This is a genomic window from Deinococcus hopiensis KR-140, from assembly GCF_900176165.1.
Lineage (GTDB): Bacteria > Deinococcota > Deinococci > Deinococcales > Deinococcaceae > Deinococcus > Deinococcus hopiensis.
Map to the genome: position 1 here is coordinate 160,495 of NZ_FWWU01000001.1, position 13,075 is coordinate 173,569.

Genomic DNA, 13,075 nt, shown 5'->3' on the forward strand with positions numbered 1-13,075 from the left:
AACGCCACACGCGCTTAACGTAATTACTTGTCGCGCTTAGCTCGGCGTTGGTCTGTGTTCATAGATCAGCCCTCAACAAGAAGGGGGGAGGTGGCCAGCAGCACTACAGAGAGCAGCAGGAGAGCAATGTAGTGTTTCGCCGCCCCTGGCTGACCCCCTGTACTGTGTAGCGACGTCCCGCTTCCAAGTTGGTTGTGGAGCACTGGCAAGCGAGACCAACCGTTTAGTGAGATAGAGCGCAATGGAGCAGAGAACCTTCATCGTCGATGCTGGACTCCCTGGCTCCTCCTGAATTTTCCCACAGTAAAGTCGGGCAGACAAAAAAGTCTGAGATCCGTAGTCTTTTCACGACTTCAGATCAAAGTTTGAACTTGGGAGCTGAATGCCTACAACCTACGATGTTAGGCGAAACCCATCTTGAATTCTGTCAGCCCTGAGCTGACACAGCGTGGCTTTGTGCCGTCAAGCCACACGTGTACCCCAACCCTCTCTTTGTCCCCGGAGGTCTTATCTATTTCGTCTATTCAGGGTTCTTCGACACGACTCCGCACTCTCGCCTCAAACTCTAGGAAGGTCACCAGACACTGTGCTGAAACTCAACACGACATTCAAGTTGCTCCTCACCGCCACCCTTGCCTTAACAGCGTGTACCGCCCCACAACCCCCATTGAACGCACCCGCTGCTGAGACTCACGATCATGCCCGCGGGCCGGGCGAGGTCACCGGCGCGCCCTCCTCAACCCCGAACACTTCGCAGGACCACCCCAGGCCGCGCCTGAGCGCGCAGGCCATCACGCCACCCTCCGGTGGACCCGCTGCTTCTGAGTTCCGTACAGAAACGTTGATCTCGAACTACCTCGTTCACCCCATTGCGATGCAGATCGACAACAAAGGCATTGCCTATGTGGTTGGCCGCAAAGGTCACGTCTACAGCTACAACATTGATACAGGTGAGGCCCGTGTTCTTGGCATGCTCAACGTGTTCTCCTCCTTAGAGGACGGCCTGCTCGGCATTGCCCTGGATCCGCAATTCGATACGAACCGGGCGTTGTACCTGAGTTATTCTCCTCCAACCGCAAACTCCAGTAACCCCAATAGCGGCCTGAGCCGCGTATCGCGCTTCGTTCTGAAAGCCGACGGTACCCTCGACCTCACCTCAGAGAAAATGATCATCGAGTGGCCTACCCAACGGGCCCTCTGCTGTCACGTCGGCGGCCAGATCAAGTTCACGCCGAACGGAGACCTGTACATCTCCGCCGGAGACAACACCAATCCTTTCAGCACGGCTTTTGCACCCCTGGAAGAAGCAGCAGGCCGCGAATACTACGACGCGCAGCGCACATCCGCAAATACCAACAGCCTCAGCGGGAAGATTCTGCGCATTCGTCCCAACGCGACCGGCGGCTACACGGTCCCCGCAGGCAACCTGTTTCCCGGCAGCGCAACGGAGAGGCCTGAAATCTACACGATGGGCAACAGGAATCCGTACCGCATCACCGTGGATGTCAATCCCACAACGAACGAATCCACCCTGTACTGGGGAGAATTTGGACCGGACGCGGACAACCCGGATCCTGCCCGAGGCCCCCTGGGGCAGGATGAAGTCAACCGAACCACCACCCCCGGTAACTTCGGCTGGCCGTACGCCATCGGTCCGAATCAGGCGTACATCGATCAGTCCAACGGGCAGGCGTACAACCCTGCCAGTCCCATCAACGACTCCCCCAACAATACTGGCGACCGCGCGCTGCCCGCGGCTCGGGGCTCGTGGTTCTCACAGCGGCACACCGGGCAGATGGTTGGTTTCGTCTACCACTCCAAAGGCTCCAGCGACCCGTTACGTCTTCCAGCGTTTTTCGAGAACAAGCTCATTGGCTGGGACTTCAACAACAGGCAGTTGCACGTCTTCAACCCCGCAGAGAGTGCGCCCACCCTCGTCGGATACGAAGTCCTCAAGGCGAACACCATCGACATGGTCACCGATCCGCGCACGCAGCGAATCTACGCCATCGCGTACCCGCGCGGAGTGGTCGACAGCCAGAATGAATACGGCGAACTGTACGCCCTGAATTTTGGCACCAATGATCCGCCGGTCGTGAACGTCGCTGCGGACAAAACGACAGGGGCGTTGCCACTCACAGTGAATTTCAGCTCGGCAGGCACCAGCGACCCCCAGAACGACGCCCTGACCTACGCCTGGGACTTCGACGGGAACGGCACCACGGACTCAACTGCCAGCAGCGGCAGCTGGACGTACAACACGGCGGGTCAATACCAGGCACGCCTGACTGTCCGGGACAGCAAAGGCGCAGTGGGAGCCAACAGCGTGCGGATCAACGCTGGAGTGAATGCCCCGACGGTCAACTTCACATCACCCACTGCAAACGGAACGGTCCTCACGTACGGCACGCCCATCAGCTGGAACGTCAGCGTGACTGACGTAGAAGACGGCTCCATCGCCACGGGCAGCATTCCCTGTTCCAGCGTCCGGGTGGAGATCGAAACCGCGCACGTCACACGCCCCGGCGAGCATGTGCACGGCATGGCCACCCTGCAGGGCTGCAATGGCACCTACACCATCAACGAAGCCGATATCAACCCCACGGAAGACATCTACTTCAAACTGACAGCCTTCTACACCGACAAGTCCGGTCTGGAATCCACCGCGACCACCTGGTTCAACCCGAACAAGCACGAAGCGGAACTGTGGTACACCAGTGACGACGGAGGCGGCAGCGCGATACAGAGCGAGGCGACCAGCGACACGGGCGGTGGACAGAACATCTCCTACCTGAACAACAACAGCTGGATCATGCTCCGCAACCACAACCTCGCGGACGTTGAGTCCATTCTGTTCCGCGTTGCAACGGACTCCGTGACGAGCGGCACCATCGAAGCGCGACTCGACAGCCCCACTGGACCGTTGATCGGAACGGCTGGCGTCGCGGGCCGGGGCAGCTACAGCCCGCTCGGCTGGCAAGAGTGGGGGTTCACGACCATGCAGCTCAGCGACGCCGCCCGCACCGCCGGCACGCGGAACCTGTACTTCGTGTTCCACGGGAACGGCGCGCTCTTCAACGTGAACTGGCTTGACTTCCAGAAAGCCAACGCGAAGAAAGTCCTTGTGCTGTCGGAAACGGCCGGCTGGACGCACGATTCCATCCCCACCGGTCAAACCATGCTGCAGCAATGGGGCATCGACAACGGCTACCGCGTGCACTTCGCTCAACTGTCCGATGTCGGTGAGTACTTCACCAGTGCCAACCTCGTCAAGTACGACGGAGTTGTCTTCCTCAGCACCACCGGAGATGTCCTGAACCCCACGGAACAGACTGCGTTCGAGGGTTACATCCGCTCTGGCAAAGGCTTCGTCGGAATTCACGCGGCGTCTGATACCGAGCAAGACTGGCCCTGGTACAACGGCCTGGTCGGCGCGTACTTCAACGGTCACCCCTCCAACAACAACCAGCAGGGCACCCTCTACGTCGACACGACCCGCAAAGTCACTGCCGGGCTGCCCAACCCCTGGAATGTCACGGGCGAGTGGTATTCCTTCAGGAACGTCCAGGACGGGATCATCCCACTTATCAAAATTGATGAGAGCTCCTACAACCTGGAAGCGGCGCCCGCCATGGGAAACCACCCGATCTCCTGGTACAGACGCTACGACGGCGGCCGCAGCTGGTACACCAACCTCGGACACCAGAAGGCCATCTACAGCGACCCCAACTTCAAACGCCACCTGAGTCAGGGCCTGCAGTGGGCACTCGGTACCCTCACGGAGGACCCCGCCCCTCCCGCCCCAACGCAACGCTCGGCATTCACGCAAATTGAGGCGGAACGCCACAACGCCCAAACCGGCACTGGCATTGAAATCACCTCGGACACCGGCAGTGGGCAAAGTGTCGGTTACATCGATGCGAACGACACCATGACGTACACCGGCGTAGACTTCGGTACAGGCGCAGGCACCGTGCAGGTCCGCGTGTCCAGCGGCGGAGTCGGCGGCACCCTGGAGTTCCGCGACGGCAGCGCCACCGGTCCCCTGCTCGGCACAGTCAATGTTCCCGCCACGGGTGGCTGGCAGACCTGGCAGACGGTGAGCGCTCCGGTAAGCGGTGTGAGTGGCGTGAAGAATCTGGTCCTCGTGGCCAAGGGCGGCGCTGGCTACCTCTTCAACCTCAACTGGTTCAAGTTCAGCGAGGGTTCCGCCGTACGTTCCGCCTTCAACCAGCTGGAAGCGGAATCGCACAACAGCCAGACCGGAACGCAGCTGGAGGACACCACCGACACGGGTGGCGGGCAGAGCGTCGCCTTCATCACCGCGAACGACACCATGACGTACACCGGCGTGGACTTCGGTACAGGCGCAGCCAGTGTGCAGGTCCGCGTATCCAGTGGCGGAGCCGGCGGCACCCTGGAGTTCCATGACGGCAGCGCCACCGGCCCCCTGCTCGGCACAGTCAATATTCCTGTCACGGGTGGCTGGCAGACCTGGCAGACGATGAGCGCTCCGGTAAGCGGTGCGAGCGGTGTGAAGAACCTGGTCCTCGTGGCCAAGGGCGGCACTGGCTACCTCTTCAACCTCAACTGGTTCAAGTTCAGCCAATCCGTTAGTCGTTCCGCCTTCAGCCAGTTGGAAGCGGAGTCGTACAACAGCCAGACCGGAACGCAGCTGGAGGACACCACCGACACGGGCGGGGGGAAAGACGTCGGCTACATCGACGCGAACGACACCATGACGTACACCGGTGTGGACTTCGGTACAGGCGCAGCCAGTGTGCAGGTCCGCGTGTCCAGCGAAGGGGCCGGCGGCACCCTGGAGTTCCGCGACGGCAGTGCCACCGGTCCCCTGCTCGGCACAGTCAATGTTCCCGCCACCAGTGGCTGGCAGACCTGGCAGACGGTGAGCGCTCCGGTAAGCGGTGCGAGCGGCGTGAAGAACCTGGTCCTCGTGGCCAAGGGCGGCGCTGGCTACCTCTTCAACGTCAACTGGTTCAAGTTCATTGCCTCTGGAGTCAACGGTCTGCACCTCACCCCCAACCGCACAGTTGATGGCAGCCGCACCGGTTGGAACGCCTTGGCCCTCAACAGAACGCATCCAAACGTGGCCTACACGGAAACGCACAGCGGTCTGAACGGTACGGCCTCCAGCGCGGCAGTTTACGAAGCCTTCGTCAACCCAGTCAAAGCGCGACTTGTCGACGGGAACGACACCCTGCAGGCCTGGTTGCGGTCCATGGGGGGGCAGACAGCGGTCTGATGGTCGTGAAGAAGGAAGGGGATGTAGAACGGAGCCGCGCTCTCCAGACCAATCCCTTCCGGTTGCAGGGAACGATCTCGAACGTCCCCGTCACCACCCACCAGGCGGAAACCGGCTTCTACATCACCAGTCCCTGTACTTAGACGACGTCAAATTCTCCAAGCAATAGGCCAGTAATGTGTGAGCGTCAGCACCGGGAATAGCTCTGGGTGCCGACGCTCAATTTTGCCACTGCAGTCGTAACCGACTCCTGCCATTACGCCAAGCCTCCGCTTCCCTTCAGCGAGCAGGACGTAGACGGGCGAAACTCAAGCGCAGGTTCACAGTTGAGGAGCAACAGGTGGAAAAAAGGGACATGCAGAGCCCAGAGCCAGCGGCCGGGGCAACGCTGCTCAGCGCGCTGCACCGCTATCAGGCGCCCGATTCGTTACCGGAACTTGAGTTCGGTCGGATCGCCCGTTTCACCCGAAGCCTGCTTCGCGTTCCGCTGGTCAGCATCAGCCTCCTGGGTGCGAAACGAACCTGGCTCAACTCCACCCCAGAAGTCCATATCTGCGGCATGAACCGCTGGCAGGTCTGCTCCGCCCAAACCATCCTGCAGGACGGAGTGCTCACTGTGCAGGACCTTCGGCGCTGGAACGGCTTGCTGCGGGATCCGGTGATGGAACGTGAAGGCGCGCGGGCGTATGCAGGGACGCCCCTGGTGACTTCCGACGGGCAACGCATTGGTGTCTTCGCGGTACATGACGTGCCACCCCGTGGGTTCACTGTTGAGGAGCAGTCCATGCTCCAGGACCTGGCGGTCAGCGTGATCGATGCATTGGAGTGGAGCGTAGGTGTTGAGGAGTGGCAGAGGATGCAGCAGTACACCCGTTCCGTCACGTTCCACGACAGCCTGACCAGTCTGCCCAACCGACAGCTTGTTCTTGATCGCCTGGAGCAGGCATTGCAGCAAGCCGACCGTCAGGACTGTCCTCTGGGTGTACTGGTGCTGGGCCTCAAACGGTTCAAGACCGTGAACGACGCTTTGGGTCACGCAGCGGGAGATGAGCTCCTGCAGGCGGTCGCCGGACAGTTGAGATTGGCTGTACGTCCCGGTGACTGCGTCGCCCGCTTCGGTGGGGACGAGTTCGCCATCCTACTGCCCACGTTGCGCGATGCTCAGGAAGCGTCGCAGGTTGCCCAGAACCTGCTTGAGGCGCTGAGCGGGCCGTTTGAGGTGCAGGGCCACACCTTGAGCGTTCAGGCCAGCATCGGGATCAGCCTGTTTCCCACAGACGGAAGGGACGCACAGACGCTGATCAACACCGCGGATACGGCGCTCCACCAGGCCGAAGCAGGGGGGAACCATGCGTACTGCTTTTACACGGCGCAGATGACCAGCGCAGCCCAACAAAAGCTGTATGCGCGTTGCAGGTTGTCGCAGGCCCTCAAGCAGGCTGAACTGCAGGTTCACTATCAGCCTCAAGTCGATCTGCGTACGGGAGAAGTGGTGGGGATGGAAGCCCTGTTGCGCTGGCTCCAGCCTGACGGAAGCTGGGTTCCTCCCGAACGCTTCATTCCACTGGCAGAGGAAAGTGACCTCATCATTGAACTTGGGGAATGGACGCTGGCGCAGGCGTGCCGCCAAGTCGTCCAGTGGCGCCAAGCGGGTTGTCCGGAGTGGGACGTGTCGGTCAATGTGTCGGTGCGTCAGTGGGAGCTCCCAGCGTTTCTCAGCACTGTAGAGCGGGTGCTGCAAGACACGGGTTTACCGCCACAACGGCTGATCCTCGAAGTGACGGAGAGCGTCCTGCTCACGGAAGCGCAGCGCTCTTCTCAGCTGATGAACCACCTGAGGACGCTCGGGGTGCGCGTCGCGCTGGATGATTTCGGAACTGGATTTTCAAGCTTAAGCCAGCTGGTTCACCTCGACGTAAGTCAGCTGAAGGTGGACCGGTCTTTCGTTCAGTGCCTTCCCGATCACGCCAGGTACGCGGCGGTTACCGGAATGATCGTTTCGCTGGGCCAGTTGCTCGGAGCGCAAGTGGTCGGCGAAGGGATCGAAACAGAAGCGCAGCGGAATGCCCTTGAGATGCTCGGCTGTGATGTTGGCCAGGGCTACCTGTTCGCCCGGCCGATGCCACCTGAAGCGGTGGAACGCTGGTACCTCAGGGGGCCAAAGGCGTCCGTCACGTCACCGCCACGCCGGTATCCTCATGGCTTCTCCTCCTGAACAGGGCGCGTGACCCCACAAATTCTGTTCTTTACAGCAGCTTCGCGGCATCTGTTGTGCGAATGCTGGAGTCGTTTCCAGCTCGTGGGATACAGTAGCGCTGATGAGTACCCAGAAGATCGACCAGCGCACAGCGCGGGCGATTAACAGCGCCATGATTCTGAACGAGCTCCGCCGTGAAGGCCCGATGAGCCGGGCCCGCCTCGCGGAACGGTCTGGACTCAGCGCAGCGGCCATCTCCATCGTCGCGTCGGAACTCCTGGAGCAGGGGCTGGTCGTGCTGCGCCCCGACCTTTCTGATCAGACCTCACGCCGATCGGTGCCGCTGGACGTCAATTATGCGGGGCATTACGCCATCGGGATGAAGCTCAACGTCGACTCCATCGAGGTCGGAATCACAGACCTGAGCCTGCAGGTCCTGGCGAGTCAGGTGCTGCCGCTGCCGAACGGCACGCCGCGCGCTGTGGTGGCGACGGCGGAAGTGGCGCTGGAATACCTGATGGGGCAGGTGCATTTTAAAAAGCAGCGCCTGGTGGGCGCTGGTATGGCAATGGCGGGCATCATCGATGTGACGCGCGGGATTTGCCTCCACTCGCACCGGCATGGTTGGACGGACGTGCCGATCACCTCCATGCTGGAAGAGCGGCTGGGCGTCAGCGCCTGGGTGGACAACGACCTGAACGCGTTCGCGACGGCTGAACGTCTGCTCGGCCGCGGCAAGCAGAGCAACAACTTCATGGTCGTGACGTTCGGGAGCGGCATCGGTGGGGCCTTCGTGCTGGACGGCAAGCTGTTCCGAGGAGCGGTGGGTGGGGCCGGTGAACTGGGCCACATGATTGTGGAGCCCGAAGGGCGGCTCTGCGCGTGTGGTCGTCACGGCTGCCTGGAGGCCTACATCTCCGAACCGAACATCCTGGCGCAGTGGCAGGAGCGCCACCCAGATCAGACGCTTCCGGAGGGCGACGCCCTGCTGGAACTCGTCACGCAGCGAAACGAGAGCGTGCTGGAACTGCTCGATGAGGCCGGCCGACGATACGGGCGCGTCCTCGCGAATATCGTCACGCTGTTCAATCCAGAGCTGATGATTATCACGGGAGAAACCGTCCGTCTCGGCGAAGCCGTGTTCGGTCCGCTGCGCGAGGAGTTGGGCCGCAACGTCTTTGGGAATGCGCAATCATTCACACTCCTCGTTGACGAGCAGCCGGATCCCTTACATACCTGGCTACGCGGCGCAGCAGGCCTGGCAGTGGAGCAGTTTTTCAACGTGAATTCAATGGCCAAACCACCCATGATTTCGGCAGCAGACTGGGCAAACCGGCCCTTCTGAAGCGGACGGAAGTCTGTTTCATCTCCACGCCCGGAGCCCGTTCCTCTCCTGCTCGCCCCGCTTGGATGAAATCCTTGACGAGGGAATGCCATCCAAGTCCGTGTCATAAGGATTCCGGTCCATCCGAGATGAGATAACGGGCCAACCTGAGCGAGCAGGAAAAACGGTGGCAGAATGAAATCACCGAAGCGGAGGGGATGGAACGGATGTATCCGAGAACCATATCATACGGAATCAAAGCGATTTCTGTACATGGCTAGATGTATGACGAGGATACGGATCACATCTAGGACGACTTAAATAGATATGACTCTCATAACCATATGAGTGAGGATCATTGTTATCCCGTATCAGGTGTCTGCTTAGGGCGTTGCAGCAGGTTGCCCGAGCTTGACGGCTGCCATGGCCTCCTGGCTCTGCACGGCAGCTTCAATCACCTGAGCGGCAATATGTCCGTCCTCGAACGTGGCAAACGGGGAGGCTCCGCCACTCAGGCTTGCGTGGAACGTACGGATCACGTTGCTCATTGCGTCCGGGTACCCCTCGGGGTGTCCAGCCGGGTAGTGCATGAAGGACTGCCCAACGGGGGAGAGCAGGTTGGATTTGACGATGGTCTGCTTGGGTTGGTCGCGGAAGCCGAGGTGCAGCTCCTCGGGACGCTCCTGGTGCCAGCTTGCCGATCCGCGCGTGCCGAGCACTTCGATGAACAGGTCATTCTTGTGGCCTGCGGCGACCTGCGAGACTTCGAAATTTGCTTTGGCGGTGCCGAAATCGATCAGCAGGGTGGCGTGGTCTTCTGTGAAGACCGGGTACGTCTCGGTGGAGGCTTCGCTCACTTCAAAGGCTTTGACTTCCCCTGCGGGGTAGTACCGCTCCTCGTAGAGCGTCTCAAACGATGCGTAGACGCTGCGTGGGTTCAGGTCGGTCACGAAGCGCGCGAGGTCCACCAGGTGTGAGCCGATGTCGGCGACAGCGCGGGTTTCCTCGCGGGTGGCGTGCAGGCGCCAGGTGTAGTCGGTGGGAAACAGCAGCCAGTCTTGCAGGTAATGCCCCCGGATGAACCGGATCTCGCCGAGGGTGCCCTGCTGAATGAGCGCGCGCAATTCATGCACGAGGGGATAGCCGCGGTATGTGAAGTTCACGGCGTGCTTCACCGCACTGCGCTGTGCGAGTTGCCATTGCTGTGCCGTTTCCTGCGCGTCGATGCCGAGGGGTTTCTCGCTGAAAATGTGCTTGCCAGCCTCGATTGCGGCGGTGTTGATCACCTGATGGAGGGCGTTCGGAGTGCAGTTGTGGATGACTTGAACGTCTGGGTCGCTGACCGCTTCCTGCCAGTCGCTGTAAAGCCGCAGGCCCCGCGCTGTCGCGAACGCGCGCAACTGCTCCGTCGGATGATCGACAATCCCTGTGACGGGAATACCCAGGCGGGTGAGGCAGTCGTAATGTGCTTTCCCAATGAAGCCGAAGCCGACGATAACGGTGGAGTGGGTCATATGCGTCCTTTCAGAAGTCATGGTTGGAGGAAGTGGAGGGGTTGGGGATTCGCCGCGTCCCGAAACGCGCTGAGGAGCGCAAGCGCGAGCGCACCGCAAACGGTGGACCGTTCGTTGAGCTGGGTGTAGTCCACACTGAGGTGACGTGAGGAGATCGGCTGACTCCGCGAGTAGACGGTCTGTCGGATGGAGGCCAGCAGGAGTGGCCCCGCCAGGGCGATCTTGCCGCCAATCAACACCTTGCTTGGATTAAAGAAGTTGACGAAATTGGAGATGACATTTCCCAGCCGCACTCCGGCGCGCTGAATAATCTCGAGGGCTTCGGGGTCTCCCTCCCGGCAGGCGTGCAGGACCGCTTCGTAACGAATCTGGTCAGGACTCAAGAACCGCTGACCGAGTGAACTTCCCTTGAGCGCCGCCTGACGCTGGGCTGCCTCGACGATGAACCGTGCGCTGGCCAGACGCTCCAGACAACCGCGCCGTCCACAGTGGCACACGGGTCCTTCGGGATCGATACAGATGTGGCCGATGTCGCCCGCCGCGCCGTCGTGGCCGCGGTACAGCTGGCCGTTGGCGATGATCCCCGCGCCTATACCGTGCCCGACTTTGATGACGATCATGTTCTCGACTTCAGACTGGGGGTGTTGGCGACGCTGGATCCACAATTCGCCCAAGGCCATGATGTTGGCGTCATTGTCGAGGAAGACGCGGACGCCGAACGCACGCGAAAGGTGGGTGTGAATACCGGCGTAGGACCATTGAGGCAAGTGCTCGACGCTGAGTAGACCTCCCTCGATATTCACTGTGGCGGGCAGCCCCAGTCCAATCGCGAGCACCTCGTGCGCTTGAATCTCCTGCAGCCCCAGCACCTGCTCAATCAGCGTCGTGATGCAGGCGAGCACCGCGTCCTGATCCTGGTAAGGGCCCAACGTCTTGTTCAGAGAGTGAAGGACGGTCATGTTCGCGGTGGACAGGGCGACAGTCACCGAGGTCCATCCCAGGTCCACACCAATGAGGTAGCCGAGACCGGCGTTGAGGGTGAGGTGATGGTTCTTGCCACGCCAGTGGGGTTGGGGCCCGACCTCCTGCATAAAACCGTGGCTAAGCAGGTTGCTGACCAGCGATGAGACTTTGTTGCGGGAGAAGCCGGTGACCTGACTGAGGTACTGACGGGTGGTGTGTTCCCGCCAGAACGTCCCTTCAAGAATTTGAGATTCCTCGGTGGAGATGAAGTGCGTCATTCTTCCGTTCCTTGCTGGAGTGGTGTGGCCGCAGTATGAAGGGCGGCCAATTCCAGCTCAAAGTTCGGACTTGGGAGGAATTCGGATCAAAGTCGTCCTGATCAGGGGGTTTCGGACGGAAAAATGCAGCGAACGCCCAGCAAGTCGGAACCTACTCGGCGTTATTCGCTGGCTGAGGCTTGGAGCGGGAGACCTCTGGTCTGGACAGGTCAGGCTTTTGCCACCTCCAGGCCGAACTTAGACCTTGTAGGACTGAAGCGGCTTTCGTATGCTGCCGAAGTATCAAAGTTAAAAGAGTTGAGGTAACGATGACGATGACGGACCCGGTACGTCACCCGAATGGCTTAACCGTCTTGGAGGCTATCTTCTGGTCCAATTGCCCTTCACGGTATGATTTGGTCACCCGCACACGATTCTCGAAAAGCAAAGTAGGCAGCATCGTCGGCGATCTGATCGATGAAGAGCTGATCGAGGAAGGCAGCGTCCAGGACTCCTCCGGTGGACGCCGCCCCACAGGTCTGCAACTGCACCGCAACCTCGGCTACGCCATCGGCATAGACCTCGGCGTCACCAGCGTCACCGTGACGGTCTCCGACGTCAACTTCCAGGTCGTTGCCAGCAGCACCACCGAGACCGACGTCCGCGTCGGCCCTGGGCCTGTCCTCGCCATCATCAGCAGGAGCATCGACCAACTCCTCAAGGAGCAGACGATCCGCCGCTCCCAGATCCTCGGCATCGGTATGGGCGTCCCCGGCCCCGTCGAATTTCACACCGGGCTGCTTATCAACCCGCCCCTGATGCCCAACTGGGAAGGTTTCAACCTCCGCGAGTACTTCGCCGAGTCGCACAGCGCGCCCGTCTTTGTCGATAATGACGTCAATGTCATGGCCCTCGGTGAACTTCACCACCGGCGAAGCAACGGTGACAGTGACGGCAACGAAAACATGATCGTCGTGAATCTCGGCACGGGGATCGGAGCGGGAATTATCGTGCGGGGCGAAGTGTACCGGGGTGCAGACGGTGCTGCCGGCGATATCGGTCACGTCAGCATTGATCCTCAGGGCCCACGGTGCCACTGCGGCAACACGGGCTGCATCGAAGCCCTCGCCGGCGCGCCCAACATTGTCCGGGAAGCCGTCGCTGCCGCTGAACAGGGCATCAGCACAATCTTGCAGGACCTGGTGAGCACCAAAGGACAGCTGACACTCTCCGACGTCTCGCTCGCCGCTCGACAAGGCGACCCCGCCGCAAATCACGTCATCCAAACGGCAGGAAGCCGCGTCGGACAGGTGCTCGCCTCTCTCGTCAACTTCTTTAATCCATCGCACCTCCTGCTGGATGGCCCGGTCGCCTATATGGGCCCCTTGATGCTCGCCAGCATTCGCCAGAGCGTGTACGCCCGCAGTCTGCCCCTCTCCACCCGCAAGCTGCACATCGACTACACGCAGCTCGGCACCAGGTCTGGCGCGCGGGGTAGCACCGCCCTCGCCATTCACCAGGCCCTCAAACAACGCCTGAGTCAATAACGTCCGCCTT

General features: G+C 60.8%; 7 protein-coding genes. 5 read left to right on the forward strand and 2 right to left on the reverse strand.

The features are described 5' to 3' along the window. The first annotated feature begins 586 nt into the window (after positions 1-586). The 4 genes from B9A95_RS00755 to B9A95_RS00765 all read left to right on the forward strand — a co-directional run bounded on the left by B9A95_RS00755 (position 587) and on the right by B9A95_RS00765 (position 8,805). Positions 587-5,263, forward strand: coding sequence for a carbohydrate-binding protein (locus tag B9A95_RS00755; protein WP_139806327.1), 4,677 nt, complete (start codon positions 587-589; stop codon positions 5,261-5,263). After that, on the forward strand, positions 5,263-5,406 hold the full coding sequence (locus B9A95_RS33065) for a hypothetical protein (RefSeq protein WP_170928347.1): 144 nt from the start codon (positions 5,263-5,265) through the stop codon (positions 5,404-5,406). The genes B9A95_RS00755 and B9A95_RS33065 overlap by 1 nt, the downstream gene beginning before the upstream one ends. 197 nt (positions 5,407-5,603) lie before the next feature. Next, positions 5,604-7,478: a putative bifunctional diguanylate cyclase/phosphodiesterase gene (locus tag B9A95_RS00760; protein ID WP_245808072.1), complete on the forward strand. Its 1,875-nt coding sequence runs from the start codon at positions 5,604-5,606 to the stop codon at positions 7,476-7,478. A 103-nt stretch (positions 7,479-7,581) separates the two neighbouring features. Then, the gene (locus B9A95_RS00765) at positions 7,582-8,805 is read left to right on the forward strand and encodes an ROK family transcriptional regulator (protein ID WP_084045063.1); all 1,224 of its coding nucleotides are present in this window, start codon (positions 7,582-7,584) and stop codon (positions 8,803-8,805) included. 362 nt (positions 8,806-9,167) lie between these two features. Here B9A95_RS00765 and B9A95_RS00770 read toward each other — a convergent pair whose 3' ends face one another. Further along, positions 9,168-10,298: a Gfo/Idh/MocA family protein gene (locus B9A95_RS00770; protein WP_170928348.1), complete on the reverse strand. Its 1,131-nt coding sequence runs from the start codon at positions 10,296-10,298 to the stop codon at positions 9,168-9,170. 17 nt (positions 10,299-10,315) lie between these two features. Further along, complete coding sequence (locus B9A95_RS00775; RefSeq protein WP_084045065.1) at positions 10,316-11,539, reverse strand: ROK family protein; 1,224 nt, start codon at positions 11,537-11,539, stop codon at positions 10,316-10,318. Positions 11,540-11,934: 395 nt separating this feature from the next. On the opposite strand from B9A95_RS00775, the gene B9A95_RS00780 reads away from it, so the two are divergent. Then, positions 11,935-13,065 (forward strand): ROK family protein, encoded by a 1,131-nt coding sequence (locus tag B9A95_RS00780; protein ID WP_212648211.1) that lies wholly within the window; start codon positions 11,935-11,937, stop codon positions 13,063-13,065. Positions 13,066-13,075 lie beyond the last annotated feature (10 nt).

Coding starts and splice junctions, on each gene's coding strand:
- B9A95_RS00770 (WP_170928348.1), bottom strand. CDS start 10,298: ATGACCCACTCCACCGTTATCGTCGGCTTCGGCTTCATTGGGAAAGCA.
- B9A95_RS33065 (WP_170928347.1), top strand. CDS start 5,263: ATGGTCGTGAAGAAGGAAGGGGATGTAGAACGGAGCCGCGCTCTCCAG.
- B9A95_RS00775 (WP_084045065.1), bottom strand. CDS start 11,539: ATGACGCACTTCATCTCCACCGAGGAATCTCAAATTCTTGAAGGGACG.
- B9A95_RS00765 (WP_084045063.1), top strand. CDS start 7,582: ATGAGTACCCAGAAGATCGACCAGCGCACAGCGCGGGCGATTAACAGC.